This window comes from Pseudomonas sp. 1L-C-7-B-C1 (assembly GCF_057291635.1).
The window spans coordinates 1-19393 of sequence record NZ_JBXAWH010000020.1; the positions used below are offsets into that span (position 1 = coordinate 1).

Sequence of the window (19393 nt, forward strand, 5' to 3'; positions counted from 1 at the left end):
CCTACGAGACGGCCAGTGTCGCGGCTGTGCAGCTGCCCGTTGGCTTCGTATTCGTGTGTGGCGTCGATGATGGTGTGCGGCAGGCCGTCGTCGCTTGTGCAGATGTTCGATGCGCAGCACCTAGCCGTGGGGATTACGATCAAATCTACTTGTAGACTTCATCGTATCGACCGTTTCAAGATGCCAGCGTTTTCCATCGTCGTGCTACAAGCCCTCTCGCATAGAAACGAAACCGTCGAACCTGAAAAAGACCACGACGGCTGTAGCAAATTAATATCCAGGTGCTGGCTCTGCGCTCTCGATATCTACGGCAAGAAGCGGCGCGATCTCGGGATCAGTACCTGTTCGCTGAACCGTAATCACCGCAAGTAATGGCCCAAATTCGCCTGGAATGGGATCAAAACCCCTTAAGTGCACATCTACTGACACAGCTTCGCCACTACCTGGCAGCGCTATTTTTGGCCATTCTTGCGTCCTACATAACGGCCAATTCAGCAATTGCTCGCCGGGGACAACGCTAAGCTCCTGAATATCGTCCCTGACCTTATATCTCCCATTGAATTGAGGTAAGGGAACATTCGGAACGAGATCAACATCCTCGCACTTAGCAAGCCCATGAATATAGTATTGCCAAGGCGTCATACCCCATACCAAAACTAGCAGACCAGCTTCAAACAAATAATTAGCGATTTCTGTTTCACAAAATGCTTGCTGCAAATCCATTATTTCACAAGAAAGGTTTTCTTTAATAAAAGCATCCATTTTATCTATGTCTGCGAGAAAAAAACCCAGCCGCGCAGCGCCATCGTACACGGGCCCCGGATAACGCTCAATTACTGAGGGAGGCTTACCTAGCTCAGAAAGAACTGCTGTTACGTTGACGATCTCGCTGTATTCAAGCATCGGCTTAATATGATCTGGCACCTCACCTAGCGTCTTCAATGGCCGATCCAAGTATACGGTCAAATCAAGGTAATAAATTCCAGGAGCCAAGCGTGTCGAGTCGAGGGTAATTTGTTCTCCAGCTAGTTCAATAGAAACAGTTTCGCATGCAGACGCAAGATGAATTAAAACTTGCTTGCTTGATAATAACGTGGATTTAAATGTAGGACGGTAATCAAAAACCCTCGAGTTTCTCGTCCATCGAAAAATGACTTTACGCTGCTGCTGTGAAAATAGCGAGAAGTCATAATCTCGAAGATCTATTGAGGTGACTCCGAGGTTTATAGTCGCATTCGCGACAACTCTTGAATCGTTCAACGTGAGATATTTGCTTTCAGAGCTTAACATCAACTACATCCTCCCATGGCAAACCCTTTACTTCTGGCCCATTTTTTTGTTGCTTCCCAAGCTTGAGACGGCGATACATTCGACGCGAGAATCTTACCCGGCCGGCCGTTTTCAATAATCCTCACATCACCTCTAACGTGTGCAATTTCAGGATTGTTATAATGTGTTTCCAACGACTTGAGCCAAGCTTCGTTCGTTAACCCTTGCGCTTTAACAGCATCCGCACTAACGAGGGGCCTAGTGTTTGCTCCCGTCTTATTGTACCCATGCATACGACTATGCTCGACATCATTCCATTGCCCCGGCTCTAACCAATACATTGAGGGAACATTATGGAGAGAATTGAATGGAGCGATTCCCAGCTTGGTTGCAGCAGCGTGCGGAACCATATGGTGCCCCAGCAACACAGGATTGCCCAACGGCATCAGTCCCAAAGGATCAACCCACGTGATTGCATTTGGGGCGTAACGATAAAGATTGTCGCCGCCGATCAACCCAATCGGATCCTGCGTAATAAACCGTCCAATTTCCGGATCGTAATACCTGAACGTGTTGTAGTGCAGACCCGTCTCATCGTCGAAGTACTGACCTTGGAAACGCAGGTTCTGCTCAACCTCACCCACGGCAAGCGATTCAACTTCGCCCCACGCCTTATAGGTTGCCCGCCAAACAATCTGGCCGTCGACATCCGTCATCTCCAGCGGTGTGCCGATCTGGTCGGTGTGGAAGTAGTAAAGCTTCCGCTCTTCTTCACCTTCACTTTGGTCAACCCGGGCAAGTGGCGCGTGGCTACCTGGCTCGTAAAGATAAAGGCTGCTCTGCCACGGCGTTTCCTCACGCAGCATCCGCAGGCCTTGCCAGAGGAAATGCTTATGCTCGGTCTGGCTATCAATCTCGGACGTCTTACCAACCCGACGACCCAAGCTGTCATACCGGTACGTGCCAACGCTGCGCACATGGCTGTTAACCATCGTTTCCGCACGCACGAGCCGGTTTTCGCAATCGTAGGTGAACGTCTGCAGCTTGCTCAAGCCCGACCGTTTTTTAATCAGGTTGCCCCACGCGTCGTAGGTATATTCCTGATCCCGCCATTGCTTAATGCGGTTGTCCTTTACCTGATCGAATTGGCTGGTGTTGAAATTCAGCCGGTTCGCCGCAGCGTCGTATCTGAACTCTTCGCTATCCACCAAGCGCCCGGTGTCTCGACTATGCAGCTGACCATTGGCTTCATACTCGTACTTAATCTCCCCGCGCAGTTTGTCCAGCGTGCGGGTCAGTTCGCCTGCTGGATCGTACTCGAACCGCCGATGGATCGGGTTGTACGCATGATCGACCAGCAACGAGGTGTTGATGCCTGGATTCTGGATCTGCGAAAGCTTTTCAGCAGGAATAGTCGACGCAAACTGCCAGCTCTTGCGCCCCATCGCGTCATAGCCAAAACAACTGGTGAGCTTGCCCTGTGATCGATAGACCTCGCGATGCAGGTCATCGCGCTCCATGTCGCTGATGAGCAGACCGTCGAGGTTCAGTTGATGGAGATGCCCGCTCCCGTAATACAAATGATTCAGGTGCTGACCCGTCGGCAACGTCAGCGTGGTCAGGTTGCTGAGCGGATCGTATTCGTAGGCCAGCGCCCCTTGCGGCGTGGTCTCTTTGATCAAACGACCTAACAGGTCATAGCTGAAGTCGAGTTTCTCTTCTGCAACGCCCAGCTTTTTGCCGATGCTTGAAGGCAGCCGGTGAATGCTGAGCAACCGGTCTGCTTCGTCGTAGCCATAATCCTGCCGCGCATCCTGATTGACCTTGGCCAGCAATCGGCCAATCACATCACGCTCAAATTCCGTGCTGCGCTGCGGCCGCTCTGCCCTGTCGCCGTAGCCGATTTCCTCAACCCGCGTCAGATGCCCGCCCAGGTTGTAGTTGAATCTGCGCGTCAGATTGTCGATGCGCTTTTCTTCGATCAGACGATCCGAGGCGTCGTAGGCAAATCGGTACGCAGCATTGTTTTCGTTAACCAGCGCTGTTAGGCGAATCGCCTTGTCGTACTCGTAGCTGATGCGTTGGCCTTTGGCGTCCTGGCGGCTGGCAGGCAATCCGCGTGCAGTACGCAGCAGACGCGTAATCTGACCTTTGCCATCGGTGTGCGTGAGGACCTGACCCAATGCGTTGTAGGTAAACGACTCAGCGGTGCCGTCCGGGTGCTCGATGCGTACAACTTCGCCGTCAGGCTTGCGCTCAAGTCTTGTCGTCTGATTCAAAGCGTCGGTGACGGCGACCAGATGGGACCGATCATCGTAGGTGTAGAAGGTGTTTTTGCCCGAGCAATCCTGAAACCGCTCCACCTGCGCCAGTTCGTTCCACCACAGATATTTGGATTTGTATGTGGCGTCGATGATGGTGTGCGGCAAGCCGTCGTCGCTGTTGAGGTACTCCGTCTTGTGGCCGAGTGCATCAACTTCAGCGATAAGGTTGCCTTTATCGTCGTATCGGGCTTTCCAGACGCCGCCATCAGGATAAGTCGCTTCGGTCACCAACCTCGTACCAAGGTGGTGTTTGTAGCGGATCTTGCGGCCCAGCGGATCGGTCTCTTCGATCAGGCGGGAGAAGTCGTCGTACTTGAAGGCCAGCTTATTGCCATCGGGTAGCGTGATGCCGGTCAGGTTGCCGGCTTCGTCCAGGTTCATGGCGTAACGTTCGCCGCCATAATCGCGGCTGGCGATGACAAGGCGGTCCTCGTTGTAATGCACTTCAAGCTCACGGCCCAGCACGTCGACCGCCCAGGACGTGCGCTGCGCGAAGTCGTAGCGGAAATGAAAGTGTTCGCCATCGCTGGTCAGTACTAAACCACGCGGCGCTGACCTTCAATGATTACTCAACTTCATATGCAGCTTAAAGCCAGCACCACGCTATCAGCTCAAAAACACGAATCGAATCAAGAACTACCCGTAGACATTTAAATCCTGTGCTTTTTCAATGAAAAGATCTTGTAGATCTCCTTGAATCTCTTCCCCTTCATAGGATAGGGAAAAGTCACCTGACACATTGTCGGGAAAATGCACACCGTCCAAGGTTCCTAGTATGACCGAAGCACTGTCGGCGATGACCACCTTAAAAAAACTCAACACATCTGCACGTTCGGATTCATTAAGCTTGCTCAGCGCATTCCTAGCCTTCGCGTACGAATCTGTGTCGCTGTTCATAGCTTTATTCAGAGACTGAGCATATTGCTCGAAGTTTTTATTAAAAAGTTCGTCAAAAATTGCATCAACAAATTCATTATCACGGCTCATTTGTGTCTTCCTATCATCTAACTTCCGGGTACATAGATTTGTTGAGATCTATGAGTTCTTGTAGCTTAGCATTCGGGACGTCGGGATAAACACGTCTCAGCTCCTTGATATCTCTTGCAATCACGTCTCGCGCACTTGTGAACGGCATCCCAGTCTTAGCGTTCACACCGGATCTTGAAACGATCCCCACGCCCTCTTTCGAAACCGTGTGACCTACTCGGGGTACCAACATGGCTGGCCCGGTCGCGGGGTCATATCCCTCCACTAGGTCCTTCATGAGGTTTTTTTGGCCCACGTGATGAGAGTCAAGTCCTAGGTTCTTGCCTTTAACCGCACTTTTGTTGGCCTGATGAGAGTTTACATCCCACTTATCACATGCCAACCCTAGTGGGTCGATCCAAGACTCAGGATTTGGCACGTATCGGTAAAGATTTTCTCCGCCCACTAACCCTATCGGATCTTGGGTAGTGAACCGCCCAACCTCCGGATCGTAATACCGAAACGTGTTGTAGTGCAGGTTTGTCTCATCGTCGAAATACTGGCCTTGGAATCGCAGGTTCTGCTCGACTTCATTTACGGCAAGCGTTTCGACCTCACCCCACGCCTTGTACGTCACCTGCCAAACGATCTGGCCATCGACATCCGTCATCTCCAGCGGCGTGCCGATTTGATCGGTATGGAAGTAATAGAGCTTCTGCTCCGCCTCACCTTCGCTTTGGTCAAGACGCGCAAGCGGCGCGTAGCTGCCGGGCTCGTAGATATAGAGGCTGCTCTGCGAAGGCGTTTCCTCACGCAGCATCCGCAAGCCTTGCCAGAGGAACTGCTTGTGTTCTGTCTCGCCGTTTATCTCGGCGGTTTTGCCAAGCCGACGCCCCAGGCTGTCGTATCGATAGGTGCCGACGCTGTGAACTTGGCTATTAACCATCGTCTCCGCGCGCACCAGCCGGTTTTCGCAGTCGTAGGTAAACGTCTGCAGCTTGCCCAGCCCTACCCGCTTCTCAATCAGATTGCCCCACGCGTCGTAGGTATATTCCTGATCCCGCCATTGCTTGATGCGGTTGTCTTTAACCTGATCAAACTTGCTGGTGTTGAAGTTCAGGCGGTTCGCCGCAGCGTCGTATCTGAACTCTTCGCTATCCACCAAGCGACCGGTGTCGCGACTGTGCAGCTGGCCGTTGGCTTCATATTCGTACTTGATCTCGCCGCGCAGCTTGTCGAGCGTGCGGGTCAATTCACCTGCTGGATCGTATTCGTAACTCCGATGAATCGGGTTATATGCATGATCCACCAGCAGCGAAGTGTTGATGCCTGGGTTCTGGATCTGCGACAGCTTTTCAGCCGGAATAGTCGAAGCAAACTGCCACCTCTTGCGGCCCATCGCGTCGTAACCAAAGCAACTGGTGAGCTTGCCTTGAGACCGATAGACCTCGCGATGCAGGTCATCGCGCTCCATGTCGCTGATGAGCAGACCGTCGAGGTTCAGTTGATGGAGATGCCCGCTCCCGTAATACAGATGATTCAGGTGCTGACCCGTCGGCAACGTCAGCGTGGTCAGGTTGCTGAGCGGATCGTATTCGTAGGCCAGCGCCCCTTGCGGCGTGGTCTCTTTGATCAAACGACCTAACAGGTCATAACTGAAGTCGAGTGTCTCTTCCTCAACGCCCAGTTTCTTGCCAATACTTGAAGGCTGACGGTGGATGCTGAGCAACCGGTCTGCTTCGTCGTAACTGTAATCCTGCCGCGCATCCTGATTCACTTTGGCCAGCAACCGGCCAATCACATCACGCTCAAATTCGGTACTGCGCTGTGGCCGCTCTGCCCTGTCCCCGTAGCCGATTTCCTCAACCCGCGTCAGATGCCCGCCCAGGTTGTAGTTGAATCTGCGCGTCAGATTGTCGATGCGCTTTTCTTCGATCAGACGATCCGAGGCGTCGTAGGCAAATCGGTACGCAGCATTGTTTTCGTTAACCAGCGCAGTCAGGCGAATCGCTTTGTCGTACTCGTAACTGATCCGCTGGCCTTTGGCGTCCTGGCGGCTGGCAGGCAATCCGCGCGCCGTGCGCAGCAGACGCGTAATCTGACCTTTGCCATCGGTGTGCGTGAGGACCTGACCCAATGCGTTGTAGGTGAACGACTCGGCTGTGCCATCCGGGTGCTCGATACGCACCACTTCGCCGTCGGGTTTGCGCTCAAGTCTCGTCGTCTGGTTCAGCGCATCGGTGACCGCGATGAGGTGGGAACGATCGTCGTAGGTGTAGAAGGTGTTTTTGCCCGAGCAATCCTGAAAGCGCTCCACCTGCGCCAGCGCGTTCCACCACAGGTATTTGGATTTGTGTGTGGCGTCGATGATGGTGTGCGGCAGGCCGTCGTCGCTGTTGAGGTACTCGGTTTTGTGGCCGAGCGCATCGATTTCAGCGATCAGGTTGCCTTTATCGTCGTAGCGAGCTTTCCAGACACTACCGTCGGGAAAGCTGGTTTCGGTCACCAGCGTCGTACCGAGGTGGTGTTTGTAGCGGATCTGGCGGCCCAGCGGATCGGTCTCTTCGATCAGGCGGGAGAAGTCGTCGTACTTGAAGGCCAGCTTATTGCCATCGGGTAGCGTGATGCCGGTCAGGTTGCCGGCTTCGTCCAGGTTCATGGCGTAACGTTCGCCGCCATAATCGCGGCTGGCGATGACAAGGCGGTCCTCGTTGTAATGCACTTCAAGCTCACGGCCCAGCACGTCGACCGCCCAGGACGTGCGCTGCGCGAAGTCGTAGCGAAAATGAAAGTGCTCGCCATCGCTGGTCCAGTGCTCGACCACACGCGGCTGACCGTCGATGGTTTCCCAGCGGTAATTGCAGCTCAAGCCCAGGGCGTTGCTGTGGCCGATCATCACGCCTTCGGCATAACTGAAGCGGCGCATCGTATCGCCGTTGCGGTTGATCACTTCGCTCAACTGGCCGTCGTCGCTGTAGCGATACTGAACGAGGGTTTCGACGGCTTCATTGCCCACTATGCGCTTGACGTCAGTCAGGCGGCCCAAAGGATTGTCGTAGTGCAAATGCACCCGCACGCCGCCGGGGGCACTGATGTCGGTAAGCGTACCGTCGGCCGTTCGGGAGAAATGCAGGTAATGCCCGAGCGCATTTTCCAGACGTTGCAAGGGCATCGGCGTGTTGTCGTCAGAAACCTCGCCGAAATAGAAGAAGGTGTTATCGAGGGTTTGCAGGAGGTAGTGACCGCCGGGCGATCGGACCAGGTAAATCTGTTCGTAGGGGTTGTAGATGCTTTCGCCAGGCTCGATGTCGACGAAGGGCACGCTGCGGCCCTGGTTGTCAGTGAGGTACACAAAGCTGCCACTTCTGCGCAGGCTTTGTTCCCAAGGCAGCACCCAGCCTCGGCCCAGGACGCTTTCAACGGCAAGATCGCTGGCATAGAAGCGGGACCACTCGATAGGCATCAGGCCCGGTAACACAAAATCGGTTTCGCCTGACTCAAACAGCAATTTTCGACCGCTGGTGAGGTCCACCGGATTGCCGGTCGCAGCACCTATCGCGCCTCCAATCGCTGGCCCGGCGACATACCGGCCGAACAGATAAGTGCCCGTCACCCCAGCCATGAATTTTAATGCACAGGGGCCAGCAGCTTTAAGCCCCTTGGTCAGACCAAGGCTGAAAACTTTGCCCAGTGCCCGCCACCCACTCGCTACGATGATCGCTACGTCGACGCCAAAGCGCAGCTCGTCAGAGATCTCCTCGTCGACATGAAGATAACGCGTCGTACCGCCACCGATAAACACGTTATCTGACCCTGTTGCGATTCTCGCATCACAGGTCACCTTGTCGCCTTTACGCGAAGCCGCGACGTTGTTGATGAAAACGTTGCTGGAGCCATCAGCGATCTTCACCGGAGGCGGATGTTTATCGCAGGCAGCCATGCTCAATATGGCGTGGGCGGCATTGCGGCTATTGATGAACACGTCCGTGGAGCAACCTGCTAACAGAATACCCCCGGCCGGCGATGTTCGCGCAGATCCCCATGCTTCTCCCAACGCAGGCGCAATGCCGGACCCCACCGAAAGTACGCCTATCAGGAGGATGGTGCCGAGGCCTAACGTGCAGGTCATCAACGCGCCAGCGGCAACTGCCATCGCGATCCCAATGACCGCACCCGCCAGGAAACCGCCCAAAGCCCCGGTGTGTTCTATTCCGTCCCCCCAACGCGCCGCTTCGAACATGGGTTATTCCTGTTCGGTGTTGGTTGAGGCAACAATGCCCTCACGCGGCTGAAAGCTCGTTAGAAGCTTCAGCCAGTCTTCATCCTGCACAGTGCTGAAGTCGGCCTGGCTGGTCGTGGAAAAAACCAGAATGCGGCCTGGCTGAATTTCGAACGCTGCCTGCCGCTGGTACACCGGCCGACCATCGTTCATGTAATAGGCATCGACCTGAATTCCGGCAAATGTCTGGCCGGTAGATAGTTCCGCCGCCTTCTTGCCCAGTAAGGTGTAACCGCGCAACTTCGATGTGATGAGCTTGATCTGGCGGCTGATGTAGGCGTTCAGATCTTCGGCTGGAAGCATGTTGTCACGGCCGACCGTGATGTTCAGCGGAGCGGGAACGCTGTTACCCACCACGAACATATTGACAGTGCGGTCCTGAACGCCTTCCGGCAATGTGATCGATCCTTCTTGAAGCTGATAGTCCATTGAGGTGTGTCCGTAAATAGTGAGGAAGGGGTTCAGCAAGCCGCGATGTTCTCTAGCATTTCGTCGAACTCGATCAGCCAGCTCGCCAGTTCGGCATGTTCAGGATTGATCACAGTCGACACGCTAAACCACTGACGCTCGTTGCCTTGGGCAGGCGATATGATGGCGCTAGTCGCACGACCATGGCGGCGCTCCTCTCCTGCCATGAACGCATAATCCAGCGAAATCGCGGGGCTGCCCGCCAACAGGCAGTCGCTCTGCCGAACAACGGTGACATCGCCGTGATGCTTGCGCAGGTTGTCAACGTAAAGCTCGGCGGACCGCCGCAGTGTCAGGCCCTCCGGCGCCGGGCGACGCTTCGCGCTGAACGTGACAGGTTGCCCGTCTCTATCGAGGGTGATGTCAAGGTCGCGAAATGTCAGCGCGTGAGGCATCAGCAAAGCCAGCCCGGCGATTTTCAGCTCATTGCGTGAAGGTTGCAGCGGCACCGGAGGTGATGGTTCAGGCTCAATAACGATTACTGGCGCACTGGCCGCCTCCTCCGCCTGCTGGCGCGCCAGTGCCTCAGCGGCCAGGCGTTTCTCCGAGATGCGATCGTACATGCTGGTTCTGGTGCTTGGGATTAACGGATTTCTCATTTGTTGATATCGACCCGTTTGCCGTGAACGAAGGTGTCGTTCTTGCCAAAAATATCGACCGAATTACTCGTGATTTCGATACGGCCATCCATGATTTTGATGCTGCTCTCACCGACCGTGAGAACGATCTCGGTCTTGGCAGTGATATGAACGAACTGTTTGTCGACCTCAATCGCCAACGAACCCTCTAGAACCTTTATCCGGGTGTCATTCTTGATCGTTTCGGTGTGGGTACCGCCTACCGTAATGGTCCTGTTATTCCCCACATCGTGCTTTTCATCCAGCTCGATCTCGGTGTCCAGGTTGCGCTCGGCGTGCATATGAATCTGCTCGGCACCGGACTTGTCCTCAAAGCGGAAGAAGTTCGCTGTGCCCGCATTGCCCTTGGTCGAGCGAGTGAGAAAACCACTCTGCGTCTTGTTCGCCGGCAACGACCACGGCGGCGTGTTCTTGCTGTTGTAGACACTGCCCATGATCAACGGGCGATCCGGATTCCCATCCAGGAACACCACCACCACTTCATCGCCCACACGCGGAATCTGAATGCTGCCGAAGCCACCGCTGGCGCCTGACTGGGCAACGCGGACCCAGCACGAACTGTGGTCGTTGTACTTGCCGTTGCGGTCCCAATGGAACTGGACTTTCACGCGGCCGAGTTCGTCGGTGAAGATCTCTTCGCCCGGAGGGCCGACAATAATGGCGGTTTGTGGCCCGGCAATAGTCGGCCGCGGCGTGGACAGTTGCGGGCGGAAGGGAATCTTTTTGCGCACGCAGGAGAAGGTGTTGTAGTAGCTCGCCTGATGGCCGTTCAAGTAGTTGTTGTGGCCTTCGCTTTCGACGCCCATCAGCAGGAACTGGCGATCGTCGGCGGAGCCCTGATCGTGGTCGTAGTGCTGCACCAGCTCGAAGGTGAAGCCGGGCTTCATCGCGCGGCAGTTGCTCGCCCCTTCGAACTTCTTGCCGCGGATTTCCAGGGCTTCCATGCGCAGGCGCAACAGCGTTTCGCCCTCGTCGTAAGTGCCGTGGGTGTACTGGCCGGGGAAGTCGTAGATCTCGAACGTCTCTACGTCGCCCTGTTTGTTCAGGCTGTTCATCCCGACCGGCAGACGGTTGTTGGGCTGACGGTAGTCGAAGGTCTGCACGGCCATCTTGCCCGCCTGCAACTGGCGGTTGCCGCTCCACTTGGTGATGGAGTCTGCGGTCTCGGTGACGGACGCAGTGTGGAAGCGGATCTGCGGTTGTTCCGGCAACGGCTGCAGCATGCTGGAGTCGTCGCAGATGATCATGGTGTGGCCTTCGGCGGTGTGCTCGAAGTAGTAAAACATCCCTTCTTCTTCGAGCAGACGCTGGACGAAGTTAAAGTCGGTTTCGCGATACTGGGTGATGTAGGTGTAGCGCTTTTGCGGCTTGGTCAGACGGAATTCATGGCGGGAGAATGCCGGGCAGAGGGCGAACACCTGGGTCACCACTTCCTCGACGGTATTACCCTGAAAGATCCGCGTGTCGAAGCGGTTTTTCAGCATCGAGAACCAGGGGTTGAGCGTCGCGGTGTAGCGGGCCATGCCGCCATCGCTGCCGGTGCTGGCAAACCGCGTGAGGTAACCGGCAATATAGCGCGGCGTGCTGTCGGCCAGTTCGATTTCGATGGTGACCAGTTGCCCCATCATCGACTTGAGCTCGACGCCGGAATCTTCGCAGATCAGCAGCAGCTCGAAGCTATACGCCTGGGACAGCGCTTCCCGACCTTTGAAGGTTTCGAGCAGCAGTTGCTGTTCCGGGTTGGCGAGGTTATTGAACTTGAACAGGCGCCGGTTCTGGGGCGAGAGCAACGCGGCAAGGTCCATCATCATGTAAATCTCCTGGATGGCACGGGGTAGAACGCTACCGCCATGCTCAGCAACAACAGGTTACGAGCCGACAAGGGGGCCGGAGCCCTTGTTGCATCGTCGCTAACGGGTCGATGACGCGCCACCGGGCGGGTTCGCCATCAGCCGTGGGGGCATTCCTACAATCACGTAGGACCCGAGCTACAGACGCTTCTTTAAAACAACAGTCTCGGAATCGACCGTTGGGTCCGCGCTTGACTGCACAAGCGGTTAGCAACGCCATCTGATTCCGGGTAAGCATTCTATTGCTGGACACTGCGACCGCGCCGCAATGCGAAAGTGCCATCAAGCACTGCAAATCGCGAGCGGCATCACAGTCTCAGAATCGTTACAGATGTTTCACAGCGGCAAAGGAGACACTTATGCGCCTCCCGCTGTCAACCCGGTGAATCGATTATGCGGAGCGTCGCGTAGGATGGTGGATCCCGTTTGGAATTTCTTAACCGGCGAGTGAATGTCTCGAAGTGCCCGTAATCACAGGCGCTGGCCGAGGGCTATAGCGATCAGTTGGTTGAGTGACGGTGTTCTGCCATCATTGCCGAGTGTAAAAAACCTGAGAAAAATGCGCATCGCCGGAAATTAAATCGTACGTTAGCGGTCGATAGCGGACTTGACGTCCACTGCTGGCGACTTGCTAGCCATAACGGTCAGCCGCAACAGACACGCCCATCGGGACGCTGTCCAGCGCCTCCCCCTCAAGGACTGTGATGTGTAAATGGACCTATTAACCAACGTGCCAAGCTGGGACGACATCGAGCGAAACCTCGACGAACAATTTAACGCCCTCAACCAAGGCGTCAGCAGCGGTTTGCAGAGCGCGAACGACGGTTGGGACGGTATGAGCCGCCGGCTGAGTAACGGCGTCAGCCAGGCGTACGGCTACATGGGCGGAGCCCGTATCGATCACGTCCGGCAGGCGATGGCCCTCTCCTACCCGATCATGCAGTCCGATCTCACCCGCAAATGGGCGTCGATCAACATCAAGGAAATTCTGCCGGTACTGATCAAGCTGGTGCAGCAAGTGGTGATGATCCTTGGGGGCAGCGTCGCAGTGGGTGGCGCTCTTGGCGGCGCTGCAGGCGCGTGGGCTTTTGGTATTGGTGCAGCACCAGGGGCCGTGGCTGGCGCGGGGATCGGCCTGCAAGTGGGCAACGTGATTCTCATGGCACTGGGTCTGTCGGCCATTGCGGAGTATTTCTACAAGGGCCTGCCTGCATGCTTGTCGACATTGCAGGAAGGGCTCGCCACCGCCTGGCACGCCGAAGATGGCTTGAAACCCACAGGCCTTGACCCGACTGGCGGCTCCGCTGCGCAGGTCCAGGAACGCACCGAACGCGCCGCTCGGCAATTGGCTCGCGGGCAAGAGCAACTGGTGATGCTGCTGCTAACGGCCATCGTGACTTATCTGACGCGCGGGCAGATGAAGGCCGGCGTGATGAACAGTCTGGAGAGCATCGCTACTCGCAGCGCCAAGCTACAGGCCGACATTTCGAACAAGGAATTCGCGGCGTGGTTAGCGCGCAATGAACAGAAGATTCTGGCTCAGCCGGAATTGCAGCCGAAAGATGTGACGCCCTTGAAAAAGGCTGAGCTTGAACCACCGCTGCCCAACGAGAGCTCCAAATCTACCAAACCACCCAAAACACGCCCAACCTTCGAAGAGATCTATGCAAAAGCCGGTGCAGCCAAGGCCGAGATAGACGCCGTGGCTGATGAGATCGCTGCCAAGTACGGCGGCACGGTTGCAAAAGCACCGATCAAATCAAGGGCGCGAGCATTGGAAAAGATCGCCAATGATTACGGCGGTGACCCTACCAAGATCAAGGACCTGGCACGTAACACGATCATTGTGCCCGCAGACAAAATTGCGTCAGTTACTCAGGAGTTGGCGCAACGCGGTGCCAAGGTGAAAATCATCGATGGTGCTGCAGACCCACTTGGCTACAGTGGGGTCAATTCATCGTTCATGACCAAAGCCGGCATACCCGGTGAAATTCAAGTGAACTCTCCCCAAATGATTTTTGCTAAAGAGCCTGAGGCGTTGGCCAGAAACCTGTTGGGGAGCGACACCTATGACGCCGTGGCCTCCAAGGCCGGTGTGCCGGGCGGTCTTGGACATGCTTACTATGAGGATTGGCGAACAATGAATCCAACTTCCAGCGGTGCCGAGGCTATTGCCACGAAAAGCAAGGCTTACTACGACACAGTGAGGGGATTGTAATGGGCATCAACAAGGGGGAGCGCTTTGCTAAAGAAGATGTTTACGTCGATTACCCATTCGAGGATGTCACTTATCGATGGGATCACGCTTCCCAGCAGGTATTTGTGCGGTTCTATGGAGAGCAGGAAAGCCGCGAGCCCGTTCCGCACGAGAACCGTCTTTTCAATGACGCTCTTCGCTACGGTGAGGAGATGACTAAAGCTGAGTACGATCGAGGTAAGTAAGTCAACGGCACGCGGAATGGTTCACAGTAATCGCCGTTGTGAGCCACCAGTCATCCTGTGCCTGATTCACAATACAGACCTCCATGCAGAAAGATTTACGCCTGAATCACCAATCGTGTAAACGACAACAAGGAACGTTATTTTGACCCGCTTAATCCGATGCTTGATTGCCTCAGCGATAGCCTTCTGCGGCATAACACCGACCTACGCTCAGGACAGTGAGCAGGCGCTTGAAGCCGTCATTGCCGAGCAACAGAAACAGCTTCCCATCATGCTCGACCCTATGACCCGCATCGACAATATCAGCTATGCCGATCACACCGTGCTCTACAAGATCACGCTTTCTGTTTATGCAAATCGCCCAGGTGAACGGGTGTACTACGAGAGTTACCTGACTCAACAGATCCAGAAAGCGCTGTGCAGCCAGACTGCCTATTTGCTAATGCTAGCGCTGGGAAACAAGATCACTTACAGCTACTCCAGCAGCCAGGCCGAGCCTATTACTGAAATCACCTTCGGACCAGGGACTTGCCGGGAAACGTAGCCTGTAATCCCTGGTAGTTGAGTTGAGCTGGTGTAATCGGATCAGGGCCTCTGGGATGACAAAGAGCATTTCGATAAGTGCGACGATGACCCGCATGTCCGCGTTGCTACGTGCCGGGAACAAAGACGGATGGGCTGAGCACCTTGATGATTATCGAGCAAATCTGCCTCACGACTATGATTTCGCACTCTCGCAAATAATCGGACTGTATGGAGGAATGGGGTCCCTGACCGACATCGTTTTGTACTGTAACGGACAGCCCTTGATCGACGAGAACAATGAGTTTGCCGAATTGCGCACCCGGTTATATGAGCTCTGCATACAACACTAACTGTCTCTGAACCCCATTGCTCCACTAGCTAGAAAAAGCACCATCCGCCCCGCCCCGCGCCCAAGCCGGCGCATCCATCCCAAAGACAAGGACGCAAACACTCATGCAACCAAACAACCCCCACACCTCTTCCGACACCGGCGAACTGATCGCAACGTTCCGCCAGGGCAAGGCCTTTTTGATTTTCGGCCTGATATTGGCCGCTGTGCTTTTTGGTCTCGCCGCATTCGTGTTCTATCTGAGTACTATTGTGCCAATGGCCCATAACGGCCCGGTAACTCTCCAGACGTCCCGCGGCATGACCCTCAATTTCTCAGGCGAACACGCAGTGTTTAGTTTCACCATAGGCTTGTTGGCCATTATCGGGCTGTGCCTATTGGGTACCACCGCTTGGCAGAAGAAGCTGCGTAATACCCATTACGAAGTTTATGGGAATGGCATCGTGCGGATCACTAAAGACCAGCGCGTCTACACGGCGTTTGCCGAGATAGAGGACCTGTACCTGTTTAGCTCCGGGCAAACTGTATTGACCGGCCTGATCACAAACCTGGCCTATCGTCGTAATGCCTCAGAGCCCTTTCATCGAGTGGTCGATACCTTGAAAGGCTTCCAGGCATTTCAGGAACTGGTCCGTGACTTACACGTCCGCGCACGCCTGCCGGCTTTGGCCGAAGCGCTGGAGGCGGGCCAGTCGGCCACCTTCAACTGCATCAGTTCAAAGCAAGTCTGGGGCAAGCGAGTAACCGGCAACTTCCTTAAAGTGACCACGGCGCCAATTCTTCTGAGCCGGGACTTTTTCGAGTACCAGGGCAACAAAGTGCCGGTGTCGTCACTGCGCACGGTAGACCTCAACGCCTGGACCGAAAACGTAGTGATCAAGGACGAGAACGGCAAGCCGGTATTGTCGACCATCGCCACCGGCATTCTGAGCCATGACCTGTTCCTCAATACGCTCGATATCGTACTGGGGGTTGAAGAGCAGGCACGCGAGCCAGCGTCCAATGTCTTCGAAATGAACATCCAGCGATGATCTATCGCGGCGCAGGATGGATGACGCTGTTAACACCACTGGCCATGGTGCTGTTACTGACGTGGTTGTTGATGGAACCCAGCGCTAAATCCAGTGATTTATCGCTCATGCAATTCTTGCTGGCAGTGGGTATTGGTTCAGCCATCAACGTGGTCCTGGACTTTGTGTTGAAAATGCTATTCCGCGGCGTGCCGGGCAAAAATATCAGGTTTCTACTTGGTGGTCGGAGGCGGAATTACTGTATCCGCCTGGAACATCTTTTAAGATTTTGAACCGGTTTTAATCAGGCTCAACGACTCATTTACTACTAGTAAGAGATCCCATGATCGACCTTCATAGCCCAACGCTGATCGTAACCGAGTACGCTCATCGATACGATCATTTGCAGCCGCCCTCCTACCCTCGTGATACAGGCAGCAGACGGTATGTGGAGGCTGAATGGGAGAGATCTAGATCCTCCACTCTCACCCACAGCCAATCCCTAGACAGAGCGAAAGGAGCTCTGTTGGGGCTGGCTGTAGGAGATGCTGTAGGCACCACTCTAGAGTTTTTGCCACGCGATGCAAAGCAGGTAAAAGATATGGTAGGCGGCGGACCCTTTAACTTAAAGCCTGGGGACTGGACCGATGATACAAGCATGGCGGTGTGCTTAGCGGACACTTATCTGGCAAACGGCAGATTCGACTACATTGATTATCTAGATAGGCTATGCCAGTGGTACAAGCAGGGAAAGAACAGTGTAAATGGGCTTTGCTTTGACATCGGAGGCGCAACTCGCAATGCACTCGAGGGTTGGCTAAGTCTGAGGCTGAAATGGATTGGGAATACCGAACCTGACACCGCAGGGAATGGCTCTATAATCAGACTGGCACCCGTTGCCATCTTTCGGCGGCATAGGCTGTCATCCACTTGGAGAGAAGCCCAAACTCAAAGTCGCGCCACCCACAGAGCTTTGGAAGCAGTGAACTGCTGTGAGCTCTTGAGCGCACAATTGCACTTGGCGCTCAATGGCGCAGATAGGATAGAAATGTGCCAGCCTATGGTTCGTCCCCTTCAAGCGCGAGCAACCATAATCAATGCAGGTGAATACAAACAAAAAACCCGTGATCAGATCCGCTCTAGTGGCTACGCCATTGATACGTTGGAGGCAGCATTGTGGGCAGTGTGGAACACTGATAACTTCAAAGACGCAGTGTTGTTAGCTGCTAACCTCGCAGATGACGCTGACAGTGTAGCTGCAGTTGCCGGACAACTCGCTGGAGCCCTTTATGGCGCGTCCGGGATACCGAAACAATGGGTAACGAGAGTTGCATGGTCGGAGCATATCCAAAACCTAGCACTTCAGCTGCATGAGCAAGCACCTTATAACGACCCATTTTATGAATTAGGTTAGTTAGTAACCTGTGCGTCCGAGTCGCAACTGCTCCGTAAGCTTGTGCGCAATGGCAGTTCTCTGATCCGGAGCTCAAGGACGAAAACGGCAAGTCCGTATTGTCGACCATCGCCACAGGGATCCTGAGCCATGACCTGCTCCTCAATACGCTCGATGTCGTCTTGGCAGTTGAAAAGCAGGCACGCGAGCCAGCCGCTAATGTCTTCGAATGAACATCCAACGATGATCTATTGCGGCGCAGGCTGGATGACGTTGTTCACACCACTAGCCATGGTGCTGTTAATGATTTGGTTATGGCCGGATCCGAGCGTAAAGCCCGGCAATACATCACTTACGCAGCTCTTGATCGGGGTGGGTATCGGTTCAGCCATCAACGTTGTGCTGGGTTTTGTGTTGAATCGCGAGCTTCACCCCGATGGCGTTCGCCACCACTTCTTTTTCATACCGATGCAGTGGCCGGCGCTGTTGATCATGCTTGCCTGCGCCGTGATCGCCTTACTGAAATAAGCTCACCGGCCACTCGGCAAGGGCGGTCGGGTTTCGACTTGTTCAAGGCTTACACGGTAAGTCGTGTAAGTGTCCCCGTCTTTCAGGTAAAGGTCGCTGCGGTAATCCGATATGGCTCCTTTCAGCTTGATATGCAGGCCGTTGGGGACACGCTGGATTTCCACATCTTTCAAGTCAGTGTCCGAGACCAGGAAGGGCGGGGTCTTGCCCAAATACACCTTCATGGTTTCGTCAGTCGATTCACGATGATCCATGTAGAACCTTAACCACTTGGGCTCTGAACGGTCCCTCGCCTCCTCCACGATATACAGCCATTCCCCCGGTATGAAGTTTTGCTTCAGGACTATTTGCGGAGGAAGTTCAGGTTTGTGCACGTAGCCATAGGTAAGCGCCCCTGCAAGGCAGATCAGGAAGAAAATCGCGACGTACTTTTTAAGCCTGACCTTGAGTGCTTGCCATTCGGTTTTATTCATAGCCTTCAACGTTGGGCGTCAATGATTGTCTTGATAAGCGCCTAGCGTGGCGCAGTGGCGACATTTGAAGAGGTAGACCGTAGGCCCATGATCCTTATCCAGGGCAGTAAAGAACGCTTGCCATTGCGGCCCCTCCTCCACTCCCGTTGAGTCCTGAACGGCGGCGATGGCTGCCGGGCCCATTTCAAGCAACTCTGTGTGACCGGCCTTGCCAATGAATTCGGCCGCGTCGTCGCAGTGAGTGAACCAGCATTCTTGCTGCCACCCGCTGAAACCAGGCGTGCGCTGACAGACTTCGGCGATCTGCGCCTCGCTCAGCGTGTCATCGCCATCCAGGCCAACGCTCTCGTCATCGACAAACGTCGCGCCCAGGCGCTGGTGCGCACTCCCGTCGGCAATGCACCAAGGGCAGATACAGTTTTCGTACTCATCAACGGCGTATACCGGCCCCACGTAGATGTAGCCGCGCGCCTGGTTGCAGCTGACGCAAGTGTCGGAAGAAGGTTGCACCGAACCGGTACCGACGGGATCGGGATGGTAAATAAAATGGGGCAGTGTCATAAACGCATCCTTAGTGATTGCTCAATCGCATTCTTGCACGCTAATTGAATCGAGCAAAAAAATGGCGGATTGCTCATCCAGGTGACCATAAATCGGCACATCTCCATGGCGATCAGCGAACACGCGCCTGGCTTGGAAACACAGCTGCGTGCGGAGCAAATTCACCATAGCTAATATGTAGCTTCAAGCTGAGGAGCTCATCCTACCCGGCCGGCGCGCATCACCGGTATGCTAGCGGGAGTGTGGTCACGTGCCCCGGGTAGGCCTTGGGCCCTGGAAACGAAAGGATTAATCATGCCGGATGCCACCCCCACTATG

Annotated in this window: 17 protein-coding genes; 8 read left to right on the forward strand and 9 right to left on the reverse strand. The window is 54.8% G+C overall.

Annotated features, from left to right (window positions below; all coding sequences use genetic code 11):
- Positions 1-270 precede the first annotated feature (270 nt).
- The 7 genes from AC0Z8Z_RS24390 to tssI all read right to left on the reverse strand — a co-directional run bounded on the left by AC0Z8Z_RS24390 (position 271) and on the right by tssI (position 11755).
- On the reverse strand, positions 271-1290 hold the full coding sequence (locus AC0Z8Z_RS24390; protein ID WP_485620819.1) for a hypothetical protein: 1020 nt from the start codon (positions 1288-1290) through the stop codon (positions 271-273).
- Positions 1290-4037: an RHS repeat-associated core domain-containing protein gene (locus tag AC0Z8Z_RS24395; RefSeq protein WP_485620820.1), complete on the reverse strand. Its 2748-nt coding sequence runs from the start codon at positions 4035-4037 to the stop codon at positions 1290-1292. The genes AC0Z8Z_RS24390 and AC0Z8Z_RS24395 overlap by 1 nt, the downstream gene beginning before the upstream one ends.
- Before the next feature lie 192 nt (positions 4038-4229).
- The gene (locus AC0Z8Z_RS24400; protein WP_485620821.1) at positions 4230-4580 is read right to left on the reverse strand and encodes a hypothetical protein; all 351 of its coding nucleotides are present in this window, start codon (positions 4578-4580) and stop codon (positions 4230-4232) included.
- Positions 4581-4593: 13 nt separating this feature from the next.
- Positions 4594-8799: an RHS repeat-associated core domain-containing protein gene (locus AC0Z8Z_RS24405; protein ID WP_485620822.1), complete on the reverse strand. Its 4206-nt coding sequence runs from the start codon at positions 8797-8799 to the stop codon at positions 4594-4596.
- A gap of 3 nt (positions 8800-8802) precedes the next feature.
- The gene (locus tag AC0Z8Z_RS24410) at positions 8803-9267 is read right to left on the reverse strand and encodes a DcrB-related protein (protein ID WP_485620823.1); all 465 of its coding nucleotides are present in this window, start codon (positions 9265-9267) and stop codon (positions 8803-8805) included.
- Positions 9268-9299: 32 nt separating this feature from the next.
- Positions 9300-9869: a hypothetical protein gene (locus AC0Z8Z_RS24415; protein ID WP_485620824.1), complete on the reverse strand. Its 570-nt coding sequence runs from the start codon at positions 9867-9869 to the stop codon at positions 9300-9302.
- A 32-nt stretch (positions 9870-9901) separates the two neighbouring features.
- Positions 9902-11755 carry a type VI secretion system tip protein TssI/VgrG gene (gene tssI, locus AC0Z8Z_RS24420; protein ID WP_485620825.1) on the reverse strand — a complete coding sequence of 618 codons (1854 nt, stop codon included), beginning with the start codon at positions 11753-11755 and terminating at the stop codon, positions 9902-9904.
- Between the two features lie 751 nt (positions 11756-12506).
- Here tssI and AC0Z8Z_RS24425 point away from each other — a divergent pair.
- From AC0Z8Z_RS24425 to AC0Z8Z_RS24460, 8 genes are all read left to right on the forward strand, one after another.
- Positions 12507-14012 carry a DUF6861 domain-containing protein gene (locus AC0Z8Z_RS24425; protein WP_485620826.1) on the forward strand — a complete coding sequence of 502 codons (1506 nt, stop codon included), beginning with the start codon at positions 12507-12509 and terminating at the stop codon, positions 14010-14012.
- On the forward strand, positions 14012-14236 hold the full coding sequence (locus tag AC0Z8Z_RS24430; protein ID WP_192173546.1) for a hypothetical protein: 225 nt from the start codon (positions 14012-14014) through the stop codon (positions 14234-14236). Before AC0Z8Z_RS24425 ends, AC0Z8Z_RS24430 begins: the two co-directional genes overlap by 1 nt.
- Before the next feature lie 142 nt (positions 14237-14378).
- Positions 14379-14780: a hypothetical protein gene (locus AC0Z8Z_RS24435; protein ID WP_463580541.1), complete on the forward strand. Its 402-nt coding sequence runs from the start codon at positions 14379-14381 to the stop codon at positions 14778-14780.
- A gap of 94 nt (positions 14781-14874) precedes the next feature.
- On the forward strand, positions 14875-15111 hold the full coding sequence (locus tag AC0Z8Z_RS24440; protein WP_485620875.1) for a DUF6966 domain-containing protein: 237 nt from the start codon (positions 14875-14877) through the stop codon (positions 15109-15111).
- 103 nt (positions 15112-15214) lie between these two features.
- The gene (locus AC0Z8Z_RS24445) at positions 15215-16141 is read left to right on the forward strand and encodes a hypothetical protein (protein WP_485620827.1); all 927 of its coding nucleotides are present in this window, start codon (positions 15215-15217) and stop codon (positions 16139-16141) included.
- Positions 16138-16413: a hypothetical protein gene (locus tag AC0Z8Z_RS24450; protein WP_485620828.1), complete on the forward strand. Its 276-nt coding sequence runs from the start codon at positions 16138-16140 to the stop codon at positions 16411-16413. The genes AC0Z8Z_RS24445 and AC0Z8Z_RS24450 overlap by 4 nt, the downstream gene beginning before the upstream one ends.
- Positions 16414-16463: 50 nt before the next feature.
- A complete protein-coding gene (tri1, locus tag AC0Z8Z_RS24455) occupies positions 16464-17534 on the forward strand; it encodes an ADP-ribosylarginine hydrolase Tri1 (RefSeq protein ID WP_485620829.1) in 1071 nt (356 codons plus the stop codon).
- Positions 17535-17732: 198 nt separating this feature from the next.
- Positions 17733-18041: a hypothetical protein gene (locus tag AC0Z8Z_RS24460; RefSeq protein ID WP_485620830.1), complete on the forward strand. Its 309-nt coding sequence runs from the start codon at positions 17733-17735 to the stop codon at positions 18039-18041.
- Between the two features lie 2 nt (positions 18042-18043).
- Here AC0Z8Z_RS24460 and AC0Z8Z_RS24465 read toward each other — a convergent pair whose 3' ends face one another.
- Both AC0Z8Z_RS24465 and AC0Z8Z_RS24470 read right to left on the reverse strand, forming a co-directional pair.
- On the reverse strand, positions 18044-18514 hold the full coding sequence (locus AC0Z8Z_RS24465) for a hypothetical protein (RefSeq protein WP_485620831.1): 471 nt from the start codon (positions 18512-18514) through the stop codon (positions 18044-18046).
- Positions 18515-18532: 18 nt separating this feature from the next.
- Positions 18533-19075 carry a CbrC family protein gene (locus AC0Z8Z_RS24470; RefSeq protein ID WP_485620832.1) on the reverse strand — a complete coding sequence of 181 codons (543 nt, stop codon included), beginning with the start codon at positions 19073-19075 and terminating at the stop codon, positions 18533-18535.
- Between the last annotated feature and the right edge of the window lie 318 nt (positions 19076-19393).